Source organism: Bacillota bacterium, assembly GCA_013314855.1.
Lineage (GTDB): Bacteria > Bacillota > Clostridia > Acetivibrionales > DUMC01 > Ch48.
In genome coordinates, this window is the sequence record JABUEW010000055.1 from 1 (window position 1) to 20,708 (window position 20,708).

At 37.3% G+C, this 20,708-nt stretch carries 24 protein-coding genes, 2 tRNA genes and 1 pseudogene; 23 read left to right on the forward strand and 4 right to left on the reverse strand.

The annotated features are described in order from the left end of the window. Nucleotides 1–13 precede the first annotated feature (13 nt). From mazG to HPY74_10815, 11 genes are all read left to right on the forward strand, one after another. Nucleotides 14–820: a nucleoside triphosphate pyrophosphohydrolase gene (gene mazG / locus HPY74_10765; protein NSW91132.1), complete on the forward strand. Its 807-nt coding sequence runs from the start codon at nucleotides 14–16 to the stop codon at nucleotides 818–820. Between the two features lie 27 nt (nucleotides 821–847). Further along, a complete protein-coding gene (locus tag HPY74_10770; GenBank protein ID NSW91133.1) occupies nucleotides 848–1,123 on the forward strand; it encodes an HU family DNA-binding protein in 276 nt (91 codons plus the stop codon). Between the two features lie 126 nt (nucleotides 1,124–1,249). Further along, nucleotides 1,250–1,492 carry an RNA-binding S4 domain-containing protein gene (locus HPY74_10775; GenBank protein NSW91134.1) on the forward strand — a complete coding sequence of 81 codons (243 nt, stop codon included), beginning with the start codon at nucleotides 1,250–1,252 and terminating at the stop codon, nucleotides 1,490–1,492. A gap of 84 nt (nucleotides 1,493–1,576) precedes the next feature. Then, nucleotides 1,577–1,870 carry a sporulation protein YabP gene (gene yabP, locus HPY74_10780; GenBank protein NSW91135.1) on the forward strand — a complete coding sequence of 98 codons (294 nt, stop codon included), beginning with the start codon at nucleotides 1,577–1,579 and terminating at the stop codon, nucleotides 1,868–1,870. Between the two features lie 6 nt (nucleotides 1,871–1,876). Next, nucleotides 1,877–2,398: a spore cortex biosynthesis protein YabQ gene (gene yabQ, locus HPY74_10785; GenBank protein NSW91136.1), complete on the forward strand. Its 522-nt coding sequence runs from the start codon at nucleotides 1,877–1,879 to the stop codon at nucleotides 2,396–2,398. A 100-nt stretch (nucleotides 2,399–2,498) separates the two neighbouring features. Beyond that, nucleotides 2,499–2,774, forward strand: coding sequence for a septum formation initiator family protein (locus HPY74_10790; protein NSW91137.1), 276 nt, complete (start codon nucleotides 2,499–2,501; stop codon nucleotides 2,772–2,774). 184 nt (nucleotides 2,775–2,958) lie between these two features. Continuing rightward, nucleotides 2,959–3,384, forward strand: coding sequence for an RNA-binding protein S1 (locus HPY74_10795; protein NSW91138.1), 426 nt, complete (start codon nucleotides 2,959–2,961; stop codon nucleotides 3,382–3,384). Between the two features lie 139 nt (nucleotides 3,385–3,523). After that, nucleotides 3,524–3,612: transfer RNA gene (locus HPY74_10800), tRNA-Leu, on the forward strand. 62 nt (nucleotides 3,613–3,674) lie between these two features. After that, nucleotides 3,675–3,750, forward strand: a tRNA-Met gene (locus tag HPY74_10805). 291 nt (nucleotides 3,751–4,041) lie between these two features. Further along, complete coding sequence (locus tag HPY74_10810) at nucleotides 4,042–4,359, forward strand: DUF4258 domain-containing protein (protein ID NSW91139.1); 318 nt, start codon at nucleotides 4,042–4,044, stop codon at nucleotides 4,357–4,359. 4 nt (nucleotides 4,360–4,363) lie between these two features. Further along, the gene (locus tag HPY74_10815) at nucleotides 4,364–4,594 is read left to right on the forward strand and encodes a type II toxin-antitoxin system MqsA family antitoxin (GenBank protein NSW91140.1); all 231 of its coding nucleotides are present in this window, start codon (nucleotides 4,364–4,366) and stop codon (nucleotides 4,592–4,594) included. A 103-nt stretch (nucleotides 4,595–4,697) separates the two neighbouring features. Here HPY74_10815 and HPY74_10820 read toward each other — a convergent pair. Further along, a pseudogene (locus tag HPY74_10820) lies at nucleotides 4,698–4,853 on the reverse strand (tyrosine-type recombinase/integrase). An 803-nt stretch (nucleotides 4,854–5,656) separates the two neighbouring features. Between HPY74_10820 and HPY74_10825 the strand changes: the two are divergent. Then, a complete protein-coding gene (locus HPY74_10825; GenBank protein NSW91141.1) occupies nucleotides 5,657–5,911 on the forward strand; it encodes a GyrI-like domain-containing protein in 255 nt (84 codons plus the stop codon). Nucleotide 5,912: 1 nt separating this feature from the next. Continuing rightward, nucleotides 5,913–6,671, forward strand: a complete 759-nt coding sequence (locus HPY74_10830) for a class I SAM-dependent methyltransferase (GenBank protein ID NSW91142.1) — start codon at nucleotides 5,913–5,915, stop codon at nucleotides 6,669–6,671. Nucleotides 6,672–7,181: 510 nt separating this feature from the next. Here the strand turns inward: HPY74_10830 and HPY74_10835 are convergent. Beyond that, on the reverse strand, nucleotides 7,182–7,412 hold the full coding sequence (locus HPY74_10835; protein ID NSW91143.1) for a hypothetical protein: 231 nt from the start codon (nucleotides 7,410–7,412) through the stop codon (nucleotides 7,182–7,184). A gap of 666 nt (nucleotides 7,413–8,078) precedes the next feature. On the opposite strand from HPY74_10835, the gene HPY74_10840 reads away from it, so the two are divergent. From HPY74_10840 to HPY74_10885, 10 genes are all read left to right on the forward strand, one after another. Continuing rightward, nucleotides 8,079–8,852 (forward strand): MurR/RpiR family transcriptional regulator, encoded by a 774-nt coding sequence (locus HPY74_10840; protein NSW91144.1) that lies wholly within the window; start codon nucleotides 8,079–8,081, stop codon nucleotides 8,850–8,852. A 403-nt stretch (nucleotides 8,853–9,255) separates the two neighbouring features. Then, on the forward strand, nucleotides 9,256–10,578 hold the full coding sequence (locus HPY74_10845; protein ID NSW91145.1) for a 6-phospho-alpha-glucosidase: 1,323 nt from the start codon (nucleotides 9,256–9,258) through the stop codon (nucleotides 10,576–10,578). Continuing rightward, complete coding sequence (locus HPY74_10850) at nucleotides 10,575–11,330, forward strand: carbohydrate deacetylase (protein ID NSW91146.1); 756 nt, start codon at nucleotides 10,575–10,577, stop codon at nucleotides 11,328–11,330. The genes HPY74_10845 and HPY74_10850 overlap by 4 nt, the downstream gene beginning before the upstream one ends. Continuing rightward, nucleotides 11,323–12,429: an ABC transporter ATP-binding protein gene (locus HPY74_10855; GenBank protein ID NSW91147.1), complete on the forward strand. Its 1,107-nt coding sequence runs from the start codon at nucleotides 11,323–11,325 to the stop codon at nucleotides 12,427–12,429. The genes HPY74_10850 and HPY74_10855 overlap by 8 nt, the downstream gene beginning before the upstream one ends. Beyond that, nucleotides 12,395–13,546: an ABC transporter permease subunit gene (locus HPY74_10860; protein NSW91148.1), complete on the forward strand. Its 1,152-nt coding sequence runs from the start codon at nucleotides 12,395–12,397 to the stop codon at nucleotides 13,544–13,546. Before HPY74_10855 ends, HPY74_10860 begins: the two co-directional genes overlap by 35 nt. Before the next feature lie 4 nt (nucleotides 13,547–13,550). Further along, entirely contained in the window at nucleotides 13,551–14,486 is a 936-nt protein-coding gene (locus tag HPY74_10865; GenBank protein ID NSW91149.1) for a carbohydrate ABC transporter permease, read from the forward strand. A gap of 69 nt (nucleotides 14,487–14,555) precedes the next feature. Continuing rightward, nucleotides 14,556–16,079: an extracellular solute-binding protein gene (locus tag HPY74_10870; protein ID NSW91150.1), complete on the forward strand. Its 1,524-nt coding sequence runs from the start codon at nucleotides 14,556–14,558 to the stop codon at nucleotides 16,077–16,079. Beyond that, the gene (locus tag HPY74_10875) at nucleotides 16,079–17,347 is read left to right on the forward strand and encodes a Gfo/Idh/MocA family oxidoreductase (protein ID NSW91151.1); all 1,269 of its coding nucleotides are present in this window, start codon (nucleotides 16,079–16,081) and stop codon (nucleotides 17,345–17,347) included. Before HPY74_10870 ends, HPY74_10875 begins: the two co-directional genes overlap by 1 nt. Before the next feature lie 60 nt (nucleotides 17,348–17,407). Then, nucleotides 17,408–17,926, forward strand: a complete 519-nt coding sequence (locus HPY74_10880; protein ID NSW91152.1) for an RDD family protein — start codon at nucleotides 17,408–17,410, stop codon at nucleotides 17,924–17,926. Between the two features lie 36 nt (nucleotides 17,927–17,962). Beyond that, nucleotides 17,963–19,204, forward strand: a complete 1,242-nt coding sequence (locus HPY74_10885; GenBank protein NSW91153.1) for an alkaline phosphatase family protein — start codon at nucleotides 17,963–17,965, stop codon at nucleotides 19,202–19,204. 408 nt (nucleotides 19,205–19,612) lie between these two features. On the opposite strand, the gene HPY74_10890 is transcribed toward HPY74_10885, so the two are convergent. Together HPY74_10890 and HPY74_10895 are read right to left on the reverse strand one after the other, a co-directional pair. Beyond that, nucleotides 19,613–19,921 (reverse strand): nucleotidyl transferase AbiEii/AbiGii toxin family protein, encoded by a 309-nt coding sequence (locus tag HPY74_10890; GenBank protein ID NSW91154.1) that lies wholly within the window; start codon nucleotides 19,919–19,921, stop codon nucleotides 19,613–19,615. Beyond that, nucleotides 19,921–20,520 carry a type IV toxin-antitoxin system AbiEi family antitoxin domain-containing protein gene (locus HPY74_10895; GenBank protein NSW91155.1) on the reverse strand — a complete coding sequence of 200 codons (600 nt, stop codon included), beginning with the start codon at nucleotides 20,518–20,520 and terminating at the stop codon, nucleotides 19,921–19,923. Before HPY74_10895 ends, HPY74_10890 begins: the two co-directional genes overlap by 1 nt. Nucleotides 20,521–20,708: the final 188 nt, after the last annotated feature.

A 20,708-nucleotide genomic window follows, 5' to 3' on the forward strand; every position in this document is an offset into this window, starting at 1 on the left:
AGGGGATGAAGTTTTGTTAAAAGAAAAATACAGTTTGCAGGATTTGTTAGAGATTATGTCGTTGTTAAGGAGTGAAAAGGGGTGTCCATGGGATAGAGAGCAAACCCACGAGAGTTTAAAAAAGTACCTTCTTGAAGAAACTTATGAAGTACTTGAAGCTATAGATTTAAAGGATAAAGATAAGTTGTGTGAAGAGTTGGGGGATGTCCTTTTACAGGTTGTATTCCATTCGCAAATAGCGCAAGAGGAAGGACAATTTAATATAGACGATGTCATAACGGGAATATGCAGGAAGATTATACTACGGCATACCCATGTTTTTGGCAGGGATACAGCTTATACTCCGGATGAAGTGGTACATAACTGGGAAACTATAAAGAAAAAAGAAAAGGGAATTACAACTCAAACAGAGGTTCTAAAAGAAATCCCACAAAACCTTCCTGCATTAATAAGAAGCTGGAAAGTACAGCAGAAAGCTGCCCAGGTTGGATTTGATTGGGACGATATAGAAGATGTATTTAATAAGGTTTATGAGGAAATACAGGAATTAAAGGATGTATATAATAGTAAAAATGTGGAAAGAATAAATGATGAAGTAGGAGATGTGTTTTTTGCTTTAGTTAATTTAGCGAGGTTTTTGCAAGTACAACCGGAGCTTGCCTTAACACATACTGTACAGAAGTTTATAGAAAGGTTTGAATACATCGAAAGGGAAAGTATTAAGGCAGGGAGAAAGCTAGAAGATATGACACTTGCAGAAATGGACCAATTATGGAATGAAGCAAAAAAGAATCTTCATAAAAATAAAAGCGATTTATAAAAACCATATTAAAAAGGAGGGTATAAATTGAATAAAGCGGATTTAATTTCCAGTATAGCTGAAAAAAGCGGAATGTCCAAAAAAGATGCTGAAAAATCACTGAACGCAATGGTAGAAAGTATTGAGGAAGCCCTTGTAAAGGGTGAAAAAGTCCAGCTTGTAGGCTTTGGGTCATTTGAAGTAAGGGAAAGAGCAGCAAGAAAGGGGATTAATCCTCAGACAAGGGAAGAGATTACTATTGAAGCATCAAAGGTACCTATTTTTAGAGCAGGTAAAGCTTTAAAAGACAAAATTAACAGCTAATAAAGCTAATAATAGGAAAGCATATTTAGTAGGAAAAATATATCCGGAAAAGCTTCAATTTTATATTGAAGCTTTTTTGTTAAAATGAGGGAATGATATAGTAAGAAGAGGGGGGATGATACGTAAATGAGAATTGATAAGTTCTTAAAAGTTTCAAGAATTATAAAAAGACGTACTATTGCAAATGAAGCATGTGGATCCGGGAAGGTTAAAGTTAATGGACGAGTGGCTAAGCCGTCTACGGAAGTAAAAGCAGGTGATATAATTGAAATAAATTTCGGTAATAAAAACACCAAGATTGAAGTAATTTCTGTTGCTGAAAATGTATCCAAAGCAGAAGCAGCACAAATGATCAGGATAATTGAGTAATTATTTTATATGTACATGCATATACATAAAACGAGATTGACCATTTATAGATAAAGATAAGGATAAGGATAAGGAGGGGGTAAAATGGCAGAGGAAAAAAAAGTTATAAAGCCGAAAACTCAAAACTTAATACTTGAAAATAGGCAAAAGTTAAGCATTTCAGGGGTTATTGATGTAGAAAGTTTTAATGATGAATGTGTTATTGTCGATACGGAGATGGGTATTTTAATTATTCATGGAGAGGATTTACATATTAGTAAATTAAACCTGGACAACTCAGAGTTGAACATTGAAGGCGATATAATTAGCTGTGAATACAGTGATAGAGATAGCTCAAACTCAAAAGGTTTTGGCTTTTTCAGTAAAATGTTTAAATAAAGGCTGGTGAATGCTGTTGTGCCTGCATCTGTCAGCACCGAGGCATATATTTTCTTATATTCTGTGCTAAGTGGGATGCTTATTGCGTTTATATATGACATTTTCAGGATAAAAAGGAAGGTTGTAAAAACAGCAGTATTGTTTTTATATATAGAAGATATATTGTTTTGGATTATTGTAGTAATAGTCATGTTTGTACTTGTCTATTACAGTAATGAAGGTGAAATACGAGGCTACATTTATATAGGAGCAATTATAGGCATAATAATATATTTGCTTCTGCTCAGTAAAATTGTAATTAGATGTTCTATGGCTGTTTTAAATATAATGTGGAAAGCTATAAAATTTATTTTATTTTTATTCGCATATCCAATAAGAATTATTTATAAGCTAGTTTTGATTCCGTTAAAATTAATTTCAGGTCCTACTAAAAAGTTATACAGGTCTGCAAAAGGTGCTGCAAAAGTGAGTATTTCAAAAATGGCACTTTGGAGTAAAATATTTAAAAATATCAGAAAAAAGGTATAAATAAAGAAGGAATTTATAAATGAGTATAGAATATAATAATATAGTGTATTACATGGAATGATTCTTAGCAGTTGCTAAATTTAGGAGGTAATTAAGTAGTATGAACAAAAGAAAAAGCTCCAGGTGGGGACTGCTGATACTTATAGCCTTTAGAGTATATTTTTTATTTATCGTAGTAGAGCAGCAAAAAGTATTAGGCCTAAAAAAAGAGGCAATGAAAAATATACAGGCTAAGATAGAGGAAGAAACAAAAATAAATGAGGAATTAAAAAGACAAAAAGAAATATTAAATACAGATGAATATATTGAAAAAGTAGCCCGAGAAAAGCTTGGTATGGTAAAACCCGGAGAGAGAATATTTATTGATATAAATTAAATAAATTAACTTCAAAGATATTACGAAAATATGCTTAAAAAGGCTTAATAATGCTTGACTAAAACTAAGTATTGCTATATAATTCTAATTACTCTAAAATAACTTTACTTAAAAAAATTGGCTGTGGTACAAGTTTAGTTTTTCAGGTAATTATCCTGGAGTTTTAAGGAGGAGCTATCATTTTATGCTGGTAGAAGCAGGGAAGGTAATTGAGGGGAAGGTTGCAGGTATAGCAAATTTTGGAGCCTTTATCCGGTTACCTGACGGGAAAGTAGGTTTGGTCCATATCTCGGAAATTGCAGATGAATATGTGAAAGATATCAATGCTTATCTTAAAGAAAATCAAAGTGTAAAAGTAAAAGTAATTTCCGTGGATGAAAAAGGAAAAATCAGTTTATCAATCAAGAAAGCTAATGAAGGTAATCAAAATGTCAAGTCCAAGAGACCGGAAGAAATTGATTGGAGTAAATCCAATGATTTGGAAAAAATGTCTTTTGAGGATCGCCTGGCAAAATTTCTGAGAGACAGCAATGAGAGAATGCAGGATTTAAAAAAGAATTTTGAATCCAAGAGAGGCAGCGGAGGATATAAAAAGTACGTTAATTACTGAATTATTAACAAATGAAATTATACTGTAAATGAAATTATACTGTGTTTTCTTCAAAGAAAAATTTACCTAAAAGGCATAAAATGGCATAAAAAACTACTTGACACTAAAAAATATTAGTGGTACTATATTATAGCGGTTAGCCGGAGTGGCGGAATAGGCAGACGCACAGGACTTAAAATCCTGCGGTCCGTGAGGACTGTACCGGTTCGATTCCGGTCTCCGGCACCATAAATGAATTTTGCATAACATTGAGTCATTTACAAGGTAAAAGGCTAGAATGTTGATATTATCGCGGGGTGGAGCAGCCGGTAGCTCGTCGGGCTCATAACCCGAAGGTCGTGGGTTCAAATCCCTCCCCCGCAACCAGGAAAACTGTAGGCTTTCGGGAAATCGAAAGCCATATTTTTTTGATTTGTTCCACCACCTGTTACGCCAGTTTTTTAAAGATTAGGTTGGATAAATCCGTTCAACTGATTTTTTTGTACAAGAGGCCTTAGAAGTAGAAAGCTATTGGTTGTTGCTGGAAAATAGTTATTTAACAAAATAGTTCAAATATGATAAAATAATGATATAACAGTGTATTAAATAATTGAGGCAAATACTATAAGTGTTGACTATAAATAACTTAAGCATATAATAGAGATATGAGGATGAATTATGAGTGAAACGGATATAAATAGTATAAGAAACTTGTTAAATAAAGGTAAGGTTGTTTGGAGCCAACATATGCTAATAAGGATGCAGAAGAGGGGAATAACCACAGATGATGTTGAGAGATGCATCCAAAATGGAGAGATAATTGAAGATTATAAGAATGATTATCCTTACCCAAGCTTTCTTGTTTTAGGTTTATCAATAAAAGGAAAAGGGCTGCATGTTGTGTGCGGCATAGGAGAAAATAAACTGTGGATGATAACTGCATATTACCCGGATAGTGAAGAATGGTTTGAGGATTTAAAGACAAGAAGGAGGTAAGTCTATGAATTGTTTTATGTGTAAAGGACTTATGAAAGCAGGTAATGTTAATCATATTGTAGATATAGAGGGTTCAATTATTATTGTTAAGAATGTACCTGCAAATGTATGCAAGCAATGTGGAGAGGCCTTTTTTGATAATGATGTGGCTAAGAAGCTAGAAGTGATTGTTGAACAAGCGAAAGCGAGCAAAGCGGAAATTGCAGTAATAAATTATTATGATAAGGTAGCTTGATAACTCGTCGAGCTCATAATGTGAAGGTCGTGGGTTCGAATCCCTCCCCCGCAATCAAACGAAACCCTGCAGGCATAAGACTTACAGGGTTTTGCCATTTGTTTACAATTGCTGCCTGCTTATCTGCACTTTGTAATGCATGAGAATAAACTGCAAGAGTAACGTTAGGGTTTGCATGGCCCATGCGGGCAGCTGCAGCGCGGAAATTTAGCCCGGTATCAATCAGCATTGTTGCTTAATGCCTTAGATCATGAAACCTTTAAAGGCAAGCGGCATAACTCCATGGGCTGCCCGGTCAACAGCTGAGTATGGTACATTTGTTAAAAAATGGAGGAGGGTGTGTTGAACTGGTTATATGTAGGGATATAATGATTCTTGGTCCATCGGAGGCTGCTGTTTACAGTAACTTCTAAATCAGGAGCGATCCCCGCAATAATAAAGTTCTGTTTATCTATAGCATCTTTTAAAGCTATGTTTTTTTCGTTATAGATGAGGGAATTGCTTTTTAGCAGGTAGACTTCAAAATATCCCTGGTTTTCTCTCCAATTGCCTTCACAGACAGCAGTGATATAAAGTTGCCCGGTTTGGGGATTATACCTTATATCCTGAATCCTGAAAGCGTGACCTGCTTCTTGATAAATTACATCATCTGCGTTCAGATCAAGAGGAAATTTTCGGAACAGAAAAGCGGATGGAATATTCTCAAAAAGAAAATGAAAAAAATATGGGATATTCTCAAATTTTATTTCTAAACAAGAATGTTTGCAACAATTCAGACAATACTATTGACATAAAATAAATTATATCAGTATATCATAATGAAGTTTATTTTGAGGTAGTATAGAGCCTGAAATAGTCACATTGAGTGAGCCCATTAAAGCAATCGGTTTATCTGTAAAAACAGGTATGAAAAGCGTATTTAAGGATGTGTCGGAAATTCTTAGGAAGTACATGAGCTATAAAGACAAATACGGCATTCCGAATCAAAAGAGACCTTGGGAATATGTATCATTAAGTAAAAATTTTAATGAAAATTAAACATGGGACTACTTTACTGGACATATTGTAACAGTTGTTAATAATGTTCCTGAAGAATTTATATCTTTTGAAATCCCAGCAGGTACATATGCCATTTTTCCAATCAGACTAAGGTATAAATTCATGTTAAGCTTAGTTGTTGCTAAAACAAAACGGTATGTTTATAACAACTGGTTATTGAAATCTAAATACGAGTTCGAATATAATAATGAGAAGATGTTTAAAGAAAACCCACACTTTATTGATTTGTATGTTGGTGTAAAAGAAAAGGATGATTGATATGAAGAAAAATATCGAGCGTTTTTCGGATAGGGTTGAAAACTATATAAAATACAGGCCCGGATACCCAAAGGAGTTTATTGACTACCTGTACATAAATACGGGTTTCTCAACGGAATCTATTATTGCCGATATAGGTTCGGGAACCGGCATACTGACAAGATTGCTTCTTGATAGAGGAAGCCATGTGATTGGTGTGGAACCAAACAAAGAAATGAGGAATGCAGCAGAAAAACTACTGGAGGAATACCCGAAGTTTATTTCCGTGGAAGGTACTGCGGAAGCTACGGGGCTTTCAGATAAATCCGTTGACCACATCATCTGTGCTCAGGCATTTCACTGGTTTAACAGGGATGCCTGTAAAAAGGAATTTGAAAGGATATTGAAAGCGGGAGGCAAGGTGGTATTGGTCTGGAATAAACGAATAGTTAAGGAAGACGGGTTTTCTGCAGGCTATGAAATATTGCTCAGAACTTATGCAAATGACTACAATGAAGTAAATCATAAATTAATAACCGAGGAAGAACTCAAAACGTTTTTTAAGGATAGAGTTTTAAGTAAAGCTGTTTTTGAGAATGTGCAACTGTTTGACTTTGAAGGTTTGAAGGGACGACTGCTTTCAAACTCTTATGCCCCAATGCCTGGAGAAACAAACTATGACATTCTGATGAAGGAACTGAGGAAACTTTTCGATACGTACAGTGTTGAAGGAAAAGTGGCATTCAAATATAAAACGGAAAGCTATACTGGTGAGGTTTAGGTATGTACGAGATAAAAAAAGTAATTATTGAAGCAGAATAAATTCTGAAAAGCAAATGGAGAAATAGGTGAAGCCATTTCTATATTTGAGACTTGATTATGATCCATATATAAGATTGCTAACATTAATAAAATGAAAGCTATGGGATATGCATGTTTAGAATTATGTAGTAAAATGTTGGTGTGCCGGAAGAAGGATAAGAGTATTATTATTTTTTACAAACGAAGAGAAGCTAATAAGTATCTGAGAGAATTGAAGTTGTAACCTATTTAGGTCGTATATATAAAGGTTATCTACGCCGGTATGCTGCAATATGATGGTGATTTAAAGCTCCGTGAACTGCATCGTCATTAAAATGACGAGCTTCTGGTTACCTTAAAAAAGTTACACCGAAGGTGTGTCCAACACCACTACTTCTGGGTAGGAATAACCTACTCTACACAGATACTTTGGGTTCGTTACCTTGAATATTTTACGCAGCAAAGGATTACTTGGTGCAACCCCATATATTTAGTTTTCAAGATTCGACTTTTGAACCATGACTATATTATACCAGAACGTTTGTTTACAAGCAATACTGTTTGCAGAAAAAAGGTAAAGTTTCGTACCGAAACCACAGTTTTTATCTATCCCATTCAAATGGGGAGGATTCCCGCTGTGAATTCTACGTAGATATGGACCCGGATATGAACCCGCAAAGCTTCTTGACGAGTAGTACCATCCGGCTAAGTACCACGCCATATTATACTTGCTCGGCTGGATAAGAGATACCCACAGCTTATATGCCGGGAGCCTATCCACCATAAATATGTATGCAGGAATAACCTGCAGATTTCCTCCGTTCGCTTATTTTATATTTTTACAGCCGGAAATGTAGATATCCTCTTGTTAAAGGCCCTTACAAAGTTCTCGTGTGAGTTAGACTGAGTGCTATGGTATCAAACCTATCAATTCCCTTATGGCCGATAGAACTGCCCTGTATAAGTTCTCTCCATTCTCCATTTACTTCGGCTTCTAATAAATATCCGGTGATACGCTGCCCTTAAGAAATATTTTCCATAATAATATGATTCACCTCAACAGGTCTGCCGAGATTAAGATTTAGAACCATTCCTGTGCCTGAAGTTTTGTATTTCACAGGTTTTAAGAACCTCCTATTCAATTACTGGGGTTTGGAAAGGGGATTCCCCTTTCCCGTTTTAAGGAGGGTGCTCAGGATTCTGCAATAAATATAATAAGGCAGAATCCGTCGAAGGGAACCATAGGGTTCCCTAGCGAACAAGAAAATTTGCTTCGATGTTCAAGTCATGAACGAAGCGAATTTGCTTGAAGAGAACCTAATCAAATACGCCTTATGCTGGACGTGGGAATAAATATATGGTAAAATCTTTATAGTGAGGTGATGAAATGTTTCAGAGTTTTCCAATTGAAAGAATTAATTCACTCAGTTCGATGGAACTGGATGTTCTTCGATATATTGATAACAATAAAAGTGAGATTTTAACCCTTTCTATTCAGGAACTTGCCAAAAAGCTTTTCGTTTCTACAACCACTATAATAAGATTATGTAAAAAGCTTGACTTGGAAGGTTATAGCCACCTGAAATATTTCATAAAGGAACTGCTTGCAAATGAGAAATCCGGAAGGAAAATCACTCCATCGCTGTCACTGGAGGAGATAATTGCAGAAGAACTTTCTGATATAGAAAAAACAGCAAGGGGAATTGACGATAAGGCAGTACGAGAAATTGCCGAATTAATGAAACAGGATACTCATATACATTTTTTTGCCAAAGGTTTGACAAACATTGTTTTTAATTATACTGCACGACATTTACTGTCGCTGTCAAGAAAAGTAATCCTTTATGAGGATACGCACATAGCTTATTTGCAGGCAAGAAATATGGGGGAAAAGGACATGATTTTTCTGGCCTCACTAAGTGGTGAGACTGAGCAGGTTGTCAGGGTCGCACAAATCGCAAAATCAAGAGGAGCCAAGGTTATTACCTTTACGGCGTCGCCTTTTTCCCAGCTTTCTAAAATCGGCGATTATAATTTTCTTCTTGTGAATAATGCTAAAACTACACCGGATGTAGACACAAAGTCGCGTTGCCAGTTGATGTTTGTACTTAATGTCATTGTCAAATCATACATACAGCTAACAGGAAGAGAAACTTTATGATTTTATAATTACCTCTAATAAAACTCCGGAGCCTAAAATTGAGTATTTGATGGAAAAGTACTTTCTGTTTTGTACCAGCACCGTTTTTTTGTATTACTTGTAGCAAAATGTAGCATGATAAAGATTTTCCCAAGATAAATAGGCATATCTAACTATAATTGTGCACATTTTACATTAAAATGGGAATTATATTTAGCTAATGAATGATTTTAGCTTACTCTATTTCAAAAGCTAATGTAAAACTGGGTACAAAGCCGGAACGATAGCAAAAGTAATATATTACTCTTGAAAAAATTTTATACAAATTGTTTTATAATGTTACATAATGATGACTTCGAATTGACCGAAAAATAATAAGAACTTATAATTAATAACAAAAGATAAATTATTTTGTGAGGACGTTATGAGAAAATTTAAGGTGGTTATTGTAGGGGGAGGCTCAACATGGACTCCAGGGCTATTAAAAAGCCTATGTGTAAAAAAAGATGAGTTCTCTCTAGAAGAATTGCGGTTATATGACATAGATGAAAAAAGGCAGGAAAAAATAGGCAAGTTTGCGGAAATACTTTTTAAAGAAGAATATCCTGAGCTGAAATTTTCTTATACTACGGATAAACGGGTTGCATATGAGAATGTGGATTTCGTGTTCTGCCAAATACGCACAGGCGGTTATAAAATGCGACTTCTCGACGAGCATATTCCGCTTTCCCACGGTGTTGTAGGGCAGGAAACATGTGGAGCGGGTGGATTTGCCTATGGTATGAGGGCAATTAAGGATATGATTGAAATTGTCAATGATGTCAGAAAATACTCTGATGACCCCTGGATTCTTAATTACACTAATCCTGCCGCAATTGTTGCATTGGCGCTTGACAAGGTATTTCCTAATGATAAGAAAATAATTAATATGTGTGATCAGCCTGTAAATCTTCTAAAATCATTTGGCAAAATGATCAATATAGACTATAAGACATTATTTCCAGTATATTTTGGTTTAAATCATTTTGGCTGGTTTAAGCATCTGTATGACCCAAATGGTGTAGATTTGGTCCCAAAAATCAGGGAGATGATTTTAAAAAACGGCTTTATGCCTGCCGATGCTGAGGAAAGGGATAAGTCGTGGCTCGATACTTATAATATGGTGAAGACAATGTTAAAGTATTTTCCTGACTATATTCCAAATACATATCTTCAATATTATTTGTATCCTGAGTACAAAGTAGCCCAGGCAAATAAGGATTTTACGCGGGCTGATGAAGTAATATGCGGCAGAGAAAAAATAGTTTTTGAAGAATGCGATAGAGTACAAAGGGATGGAACTGCTAAAAACTCGCTGATTGCAAAAAACGGGGCGCATGCCGATATGATTGTAGATGTAGCGAGGAATATTGCCTATAATGGAGGAGAAATATTTATCATGATAACTAAAAATAAAGGTGTAATATCAAACTTCAACCAGGAAGCAATGATAGAGTGTACCTCGATAGTAAATAGTCAAGGCGTTATGCCCCTTGCGTTTGGTGAAATCGATATTTTTACGAAAGGACTGATGGAGTGCCAATATGCCTATGAATTGCTTGCCGTAGAAGCATATTTTGAAGGTTCATATAAAAAAGCACTGCAGGCCTTAACATTAAACCGTACAATCTGTGATGCAGAAAAGGCCAAGGCGGTTTTAGATGATTTAATAGAAGCAAACAAGGGTTATTGGCCTGAATTTATATGAAACTAATAATTAATGCGGATGATTTTGGTTTAACAAATGGTGTTACTTATGGAATTTATGATGCAATTAAAAATGGTATTGTAACTTCGACAACTATGATGGTAAATACTTTGGCCAGTGAACTTGCAGCAGGACTTGTAAAGAGTGATCCGGAACTGAAAGTGGGACTGCACCTTAATTTAAGCTTAGGTAAGCCTCTCACTGTTTGCAAAAGCCTGGTTGATAAAAATGGAAACTTTATTAAGCCAAAAGAGTTGAAAAAAGATGAACAATACGATGAGAAAGAGGTTTACCGCGAGTTTGAGGCTCAGTACGTTAAATTTATTTTGCTGACGGGTAAAGAACCGACGCATATAGATTCACACCTTTATCTGCATCAAATCTTTCCAAAAGCGGAGAGGCAGGCAAAGAGGCTGAGCGAGGAAGTTGGTGTCCCACTCAGGCAATTTGATACAAAACAATACAAAGGTGTTTATTTTGAGGGAAGATTCAAACATAAGGAAGGCGAATCCATTGAAACGATGAAGGAAAAGTTCAAAAAGATTGTTGCTGAAAACTCGGAAAAGGAATACGTAGAATTGATGGTACATCCTGGATATGTCGACATTGAATTATTGAAAATATCTTCATATAATTTTTCCAGGGTGATGGAGAGTGCGGTGTTGGTGGACACTGAAATAAAAGAATATATGGAAAAAAATGCGATAAAGCTGATTAGCTTCGCTGAACTTGGAAGGGAGCAAGATGGCTGATATTGAAATTAAGAATCTGGTAAAAATATACGGGTATGTAAAGCCTAAATGGTTGAGAAAATGGAACGATAACCAGGTTCCAGAAGGCAAGCGTGCAGTAGACAACATTAGTATCAGGATACCGAGTGGAAGCTTTACTGTTTTCGTCGGTCCTTCAGGATGCGGCAAGACTACACTGCTGCGTATGATTGCCGGACTTGAGGAAATAACTTCCGGACAGATTAAAATTGGCGATGTTGACATAACCAACCTTGAACCTGGCGATAGGGGTATAGCAATGGTCTTTCAGAATTATGCGCTCTATCCCCATATGACGGTAAGGGAAAACATAGAATTTGGCTTGATAAATGCGAGGATACCCAGGTTTGAAATAAAGGAGCGTACGGATATGGCATTGAAAATGGTGGATTTGAGCGAGTTCCAAAATAGGCACCCTGCAAACCTATCGGGTGGTCAGCGCCAAAGGGTGGCACTTGCTCGAGCAATCTCGAAGATGCCACAAATATTTTTAATGGATGAACCACTTTCAAACCTGGATGCAAAGCTGAGATCCGAAATGCGCACGGAACTTATTCATCTTCACCGAAAACTGAAATCGACGTTTATATACGTAACACATGATCAAATTGAAGCGATGACAATGGGTGACAATATTGTTGTCATGAACGAAGGTAAAATAATGCAGCATGGAACGCCTACAGAAATCCACAATAATCCTTCTTGCGTATTTGTCGCCAGGTTTGTTGGCGACCCTGGTATGAATATTGTGACCGTCAATGAAAAGTATTCGATTGGTTTCAGGCCAAGGGACGTGATTTTCGATTGCAACGAGGAAAGCGACGACAAAATAGTTATTAGAGGCAGGATACTGAGTTTTGAAAACCACGGCTCAGAGTATTTGTACCAGGTGGAATTTAATGGTAAAACTGTTTTTGTAAAAGAACTTTCAAAGATCCAAAGAGCAATAGGCAGTGACATAGTATTTGCACTTTTGAAGGAAAATGTATATGTATTTGATAAGAATGAATTGAGAGTTCGCGATGAGAGAGTGATTGAGGAGGCTTATGGAGAATTTAAAAAAAGTTGGAGAAATTTATAACGAGTTTTGCAGGAAGATTGATGAACATAAGGAAAAAATAAAAGAATATTGCAAAACTCGGCCTGAAGGCTTCAAGAATCTTATCTTGAATGAAAAGCAGGAAATAAGGCGGCTGAGGATTGAGCTGAAGAAATATAGGAATGGGCTGTCAAAAGACGAACTTGAAGCTTATAATGACTACCGCAGGATACGTAAAGATATAAAGCGGTGTGAGAGGCTGAAAAAGATGGATAAACTGGGGGCAAGGATTTTCAGTAAAGTGAATGTTGCCTATATTTACATGATTCCAGCAGCTTTTGGTGCTATTTTTTTTACAATCCTGCCATTTATATTTATGGTTATCGGTTCATTTTTCAAAGTAAACCTTGTAAACCTTAAGGATTCGGAATTCAGGGGATTATGGAATTTTGAAATGATTTTCACTAGGGATACTCAGTTTATACAAGCGATTCGCAATACAATCATATTTGCATTTGTAACAGTAATAATGCTTATGGTTATAACTCTTCTCATGGCAGCATGGCTTTCTAAAAATACGAGGATACATAACTTTGTGCAAACCTTGATTTTTACTCCGCATATTTCATCAATGGTAGCAGTTGCAATTTTATGGGTACTTATGCTTGACAAGCAAGGCATTATAAATCAGGTACTTACAATTTTTGGAATAAGAGGACCAAATTGGCTGATGAATACAAGAACTTCGTTGCTGTCGATTGCAATGGTGACAGTATGGAAATCGATCGGGTATTATGTTTTAATAATAATTTCAGGTCTTCAATCCATACCCCCTTATGTATATGAAGCTGCAAAATTGGATAAGGCAAGCAAGTTTAGGATATTTACCAAGATCACCATACCTCTCCTTTCTCCGACCTTGATGTTTGTATTCACTATGAAGTTTATTAATGCGTTTAAGTCATTTGCCGCAATCGACCTGATGACACAGGGAGGTCCCCATGGTTCATCCATGGTGCTTGGTTATTGGATTTACAATACAGGGAGAGTAAAGTTCAATTACGGGTTTGCCATGGCAGGCTCAATTGTCCTGACAGTTATTGTATCATTGTTCACGATTGCTGCAAATAAATTTTTTAACAAAAAATTCGAGGGGTAGAAAAATGGAATTTGAAAGTTTGTCATTTAGTACGAATGCCTATTCCGCAAAGCACGTTGAGGTAACAAGAAAATTCATTTTTGTTACCAAGTTGAAAAAACGTGTGAAATATGTATTGAAGACATTAAATTATGTTTTAATGATAGGAACTGGGCTTATTTTTGTTTATCCTTTTGCCTGGATGGCATCGATGTCATTACGACCACTTATTGAGGCATTGTCCTTCGATCCAGGGCTCATTGTTAAGAATCCACAGTGGGATAACTATATATATGCCTGGAAACAAGCACAAATATCACATTATGTTGGCAATTCCATCAAGTATTCTATACTTGTCATTGGGCTCCAGTATTTTACAATTATTCCTGCGGCATATGCTTTTGCTACGATGAAATTCAAAGGGAAAAAGCTTCTATGGGCGCTGAAGCACCTTGAAATGATGCTACCGGCAGAGGCAACGCTTATACCTGTTTACTACTTTTACAGCAAGATGGGGCTTGTAGACACATGGACAGGATTAATATTGCCTTCACTGTTCGATATGTTCGGAATTTACATGTTTATGGCAGCATTCAAGCAGATTCCACAGGAAATCATAGAGGCGGCAAAGATGGATAAGGCCAAAAACCGGGTAATAATGTTAAAAATAATGCTGCCAATGGTAGCACCCGTATTAGTAGCTCACCTGATTATTTCGTTTATTAGTAACTGGAATGAATATTACTGGGTGCTTGTTATGACGAACTCGGAATCTATAAGAACATTACCCGTGGCTCTGAGAGGTTTAATCCACGTAGACGAAGGTGTTCCCGAATGGAATGTCGTGATGGCAGGTACGATGATACAATTGTCGCCTATATTGTTGATGTATATTTTTGCAAGCAGCAAGGTTAAATCAGCAATGGCGGGTGGAAAACAAAAGCAAAATAAAGTGCTATAGGGAAAAACTGGGTATCCAATAAATTTATTAATATAATGAGATAAACCATTTAAAAAGGAGGATATTAGCATGAAAAAATTAAGAGAAACTGCAACATTACTAATTGTGCTATTAATGCTATTCGCATTAGTGGCGTGTGTAGTCAAAAGCAACGTGTCAAGTATAGAGGATGGAGGCACAACTATTACGGAAAAAAGTGGGGGTGAGTCATCAAGTACAGGAGAAGTGGAAAAAACTACAGAAGGTAAAACTGTAAGCGGGACATCAGGTACCGTTGATAAGGAGCTGTATCCTACGGATAAGACATGGGAAATACTAAAAGCTAAGAATGCTAAACAGGTAAATATTACAGTATGGATTCCCAATTCTGCTACGTCCACAATGGGCGCAACGATTGGCGAACTTGCTGAAAAATATAACCGCGAGCAGGCTGAAAAGTATCCTGGGAAAAACATTACTGTTACGGTGGAATATCAAGGTACTGCAACTGCATTGAATACGAAATTGCAGGCTGCAATTATTGCCGGTAACAACCCTGTGGTATCTGCCATAGGAGTATCTTCTGTTCCACTTTATGATTCAAGAGCAGTAGATTTACGGAATGTTTTTTCGTACGAGGAAATACAGGGAATGAACCAGGGATTTCTACAATACTCTCTTTGCAACGGAAAGTTCATGTTATACCCATATTTCCCGAGTGCCAGCAATATTTTAGTGGTAAACAAGACGTTAATAGAGTCTAAAGGATTTACCCTGCCGACACCCGAGTCAATTATTAACGATCCCGCAAATTCCAACTGGACATGGGAAGAATTCAAGAGAATAGCTGTAGGAGTTAAAACGATTGATGCGGCTGATGACAGTAAAAGTATTTATGGCTTTGCATCTGGCAGTATAGATCCAATTGGAATGATGTTCCAACAGGGAGGAAAACTTTACAATGATACTGTTACAGCGATTGAATTTGACAAGGACGATAAATTTAAAACAGGACTGAAATTCTGGCGTTCACTTGTGACGGATGGTGCCATGAGAAATCCTAATTCGAGGGCGAACCATGGTACGATTATTTTATCCGAGTTTTATTCTGGCAATGTTGGAATGATTTTTACTACAAGTTCAAACTTAGCAACGATGAATTCCAAGGCAAAAGAGGCAGGTTTTGAAATTGAAGTACTGCCTTTCCCGAAGAAGACAAACTTCTATGTAAACCAGGGTGGTTCAGGCATAATCCTTCTTGATAATAGACCTCAGGCAGAAATTGAAGCCGGTACAGACTTTTTAAGATGGCTCAACAAACCCGAAAACGTAGCTTATATGTGTGCAAAATCCGGTTACCTCCCAGTCAACTTGGAAGCCTCAAACGACCCGGAACTCCGAAAGGTCTACGAAGAAACTCCCGCATTGAAAACGGTTGGTGAGTACATGGAGAAGTTTGGCATAAGATCACCGCAGGGCAAGGCAAAAGCCGCAGCTGACAAAAAGATAAACGATTATGCTAAGCAGATTTGGTCAGAGATTGACAAGCCAATCGAAGATATAGTTAATGAATTAATAAAGGAAGTTACCTATGAAATCGAGGCAAACAAGTAATGCGTAAAGATAATGGCCCTATAACTTTTTCAATAATTGGTTTGGGTGGACGCGGAAGCGTCTACCTAAACGCATTGGAGGAAGGCTTTAAGGGTAGTTATGTCATTAAGGGTGTAGCCGAGCCCGACAAGTCAAAACAAGTATGGATAAAAGAAAAATTCGGACTTTCTGAGGATTGTATTTTTGAAACCGACGAAGAATTCCTTGAACAAGAAAGGCTTTCGGATGTCGCAATTGTGTCGACGCAAGATAGGCTCCATAAAAGGGAAGTGATGAAGCTTCTCGATAAGGGATATGATATAATACTCGAGAAGCCTATCTCCACAAGTCTTGATGATGTTATGGAAGTGTATTGGCATGCGAAGAAATATCCACATCAGACCGTGGTGGTGTGCCATGTATTGAGATACGCATTGTTTTTCAATACTATAAAAAAAATAATTGAATCAAGAGAAATTGGGAATGTCGTAACAATAGCGCACAACGAGAACATTGGTTATTATCACTTTGTCCACAGTTACGTTAGGGGACCCTGGAACAATTCCTCTACCAGTGCGCCGCTTATGGTGACAAAGAGCTGCCATGACATGGATATCTTGCTGTATCTTCTCGGTGACAAGCATGCAAGACGTATTTCCTCATTCGGGGGATTATCGTATTTTAGCAAGAAGAATTTTGACGGAGATAAAATGGCGGAATACTGCGTGGATTGCAGTGTTGAAAAGACTTGCCCATATTCTGCAATAAAAATTTACACTGGGAATAAAATCAAGTCGGTTGTCTTTGACTTGTCAAGCGTAGAAAAAGTGCGCGAAAACCTTGGTTCTTCAAGGTATGGGCGATGTGTATTCAACTGCGATAATAATGTAGTTGACCATCAATCCACAATAATAGAGTTCGACGACGCCATAACCGCTACCTTTTCGTTGAGTGCCTTCACCGCAAAAGTCAACAGGACGCTAAAGGTAACTTGCGAGAAAGGCGAAATAAGGGCAGCGGAAAAGCCTTACGTAATTGAGGTAACTAATTTTTTGACTGGTGAAACAAAAAAACTTAACTTAAATATTGGTGAGAGCGGACATGGTGGCGGCGACAAAGGGTTTATTGCGAATTTTATGAAGGCATACCAAAAAGGCGATATGCTTACTTCGACTCTTGAACAATCGATTGAATCACATGTTATGGCATTCCTGGCGGAAAAGTCGCGGATAGAGGGCGGGGCTCCGCAAAATGTCTCACATTATATGGATTATATATTGAAATTTTAATAAAATAATAATGTTATATTTAGTATTTAAATTTAAAAGGCTTGAAAAGGGTATTGCAGAATGAATAACGAATATGAAGTTGCCCAACCCTCAACGAGAATAGTTGCATTCATTATTGACTTTTTGGCAGTTTTTTTGTTGTGGTATCTTTTTACTGAAAGAGATTTGGAAAAGGTTAATGCGTTTTTAGAGACACTTGATCCTGCCGTTGAGGGTTCAGGGGATATTTTAGCCGAGGAAGTTGCAAGGCTATATGTAATTTTTATTCTGAAATTTATTTTTGTGCAAACCCTGTATTACACGGTTGTACCTGCTATCATCGGCAGGGGGAAAACGCTTGGTAAGTTGATTTTCGGAATAAGCATGCTTGATGCAGGAACATTGAAGGAAGTAGCTCCGGGTAAGTTGATAGTGAGGGAGTTTTTGCTCAGATGCTTGTTTGAAACACTCCTTGTCGTTCCATCTATTGTTTCAGCCTTCCTGGTACTTTTTACGAAAAATACATCGGCGGTTCATGATCTCTGGGCAAAAACCGTGGTAGTTAAGGATTCATCTTTTATATACGACGAAGATGAATAAAGCCTTTAACCCTCAGCATAATTTGTGAGGTGAAAAATGAGGGAAAAAAAGATTGTATACATAAACCTGGATGGGTTTTCGTACTCATATTTCGAGCAGCTCAAAAAAAATGGAGGTGCACAGGGCTTTTGCTCATTGGCGCAGGAAGGGATATTATTTAAAAACTTGCGCAGTGGTCTGGTTTCAATTACAAATCCTATGCAGTGTGCGATTCTGTCAGGCGCCTGGAGCAACAAAACCCATAATTTCTATCAGCATTACGACCCGAAAACAAGGGAAGTTGTCAAGCACTATCGCACATTTGATGCAGAAAACATAGCCGAGGTTTTTATTAAAAACAACAAGAAAGTTGTGTCTATTCACCAATTTATGCTGGAAAACAACCCCTGCATGGAAGGTGAGTTTGACCGGGCATATATTAAATCTGCCGTTCCCCGCAGCACTTATGCTGACCGCTTTGCCATTTTAAAAAAATTGGTACTGAAGGAACCGGTAAAATCTGGCGAGGAGTACTTTGTGTATAACGAATTTCCGGACTTTGTTGCGCTGTATGTTGATGACCTAGATGCACTCGGTCACAATTGCGATTACGATGGGTATCCCAGGAGACATACACCCGAGGAAAGATATTTCGATATTGAAAAAAGGTTAAAGGGTATAGAGACTGAGATAGTTTCATTTGTCAGCCTGTGCAAAGCGGAGGGTATTTACGGCCAATTGCTTATACTTATAACGACAGATCATGGTATGACCCCCTTTTTCGGAAAATCTAAGTTGCCTGATCTTATAAGAGAAATAAACGCATTGGGAATAAAGACCGATACTCCTGATACTGTGGACGACAAAACGCAGGTTGTAGCGCTGCCTTATACTATCGAATGCTCACTGTATTATCAAAAACCATTATCGGCTGAGAATGAAGAGCTGCTTACAGCACTTCTCAATTCGCTTGACTATATCGATAAAGTATTCACAAAATCGCAGATGGTAAATGAGTACGGCTTTGACGAGCGGGGCCCCCAATTTTTACTGTCGCCTAAATACGGCATGCATTTTTATCATCGTGATTTGGAAGAGGGATATTACGGGGCGAGCCATGATTCCTTCGATGAAACCTCGCAGCATATTTTCGGGCTGCTTCTAGGTGAAAGCGTTTTACCCTCGGAATGTAATGAAAGGGTATATGCCATAGATCTTCTTCCCGGAGTGTTGAAACATGCCTGCGGACTTGAAATGAAGGACGCAACGGGGAGAATCTTTGAAAACTGGTTCAGGTAATTTAAAAAAATATAAAAAAGATAAAAAGAGGTGATGTTTATGTTATGTAGGATGAATTAGCTCTGTGTAATAATATTTATGGCAAGTTTGTTCGTTTTTATGAACAATATGCCATATTGATAACACCGGTATAACAAGAGGTTTTGACCTTGATGCCAGCAGTGACTACAACTGGGATGATCAATCAGGTATGATCCACATAAAATTTTATGATTATAGTGGTATTGATATAAGCGGATTGAAAACTGGAGATCTTCTGATTGTGAGAGGAATATTACAGAAAAATGACACTACTTCTCCATATAATTCCGGATATTTTGTCAGACTTAGGCAGCAGCAGGATATAGTCAAAAGGTCCGAGAACCCCAGGAGAACAGTGTACATACACCTGGATGCATTTAGAAATGATTATATTGGAAGGACTGGTTGGGATACTTCTACTCTTGAAAGTCTAATTAACGATGCTATAATATCCGGAGTATTAGACATGTTTTTTATCAGGAAATCTACATCTCTTGTCGGCCTGCTCTCAAAGCCGCTAATGCTGTAGAGGAATAAACCACCCTTCAGTATAAGGTTCTTGCTGTATTGTGAATGCTGCAGCCTTCTTAAAAACTCCTCCTGGCAGAACAATTGCAGAGTAAGCTGAAAATCCTTCCCGGTACTTCTGGACTTGTTTTTCAGCCTGTCGAGTACTAAATGCGCCAAATCGGCCATTATAGCCACACTCCCATCCATTGTTGTACTTTTTTATATACGCGGAGATTTTTTGAGTACATAATCAGCTTCCGGATATCTCTGGAACTATCTTTGAGGTAGTTCTGAATGGCTTTATTCAGAATCTCCTGGTCGATTTTATTGGAATATCGAAGAACATCGCAAATCGTCCTTTCCCTGTCATATATGCGGACAGGACTATTATTCATACCCTCTTGAGCTACACCTAGCTTAAGAATATGTGGCATGACATAATAGGGTTTAATGGGTGGATAGTTGATTTTCAGTCTTTTCTTGTTAATATCCCTGTTAAATGCCAGATGCCATGCATCTGGAGTCCTGTCGGTATAACCGTAATATGAAAGAGCGCTGTGCATACAGACAACGCAATCGGGAAAGAGCCTGTGGATGATTTCCAGGTCATCCTTTGTTCCATCCTCGGTCCACTCATATACACCCCTTTTAATCCTGGATACCATACCCTTTTTACACAGGTCGTCCAGGTATGCATTGTGTATACCATGGCTTGTTATGTCTGAGGTTCTCGCTATTCCGTTTTGTTTTTTAAATATTTCTTTAATTGCATCATATTGTTTCATAATATCACCTGTTAAAATATACTCATATATTAATATAATGCGGATATTTTAACAAAAGAATACCAGTTTTTTTATTTCCCGTCAAGAAATTCTGTTAAAATATCTGCAATTAAATATATAATGCGGATATTTTAACATATTATATATCGGCTGGGACATCGCACCCAGCCTGATATATAACTGTTGTT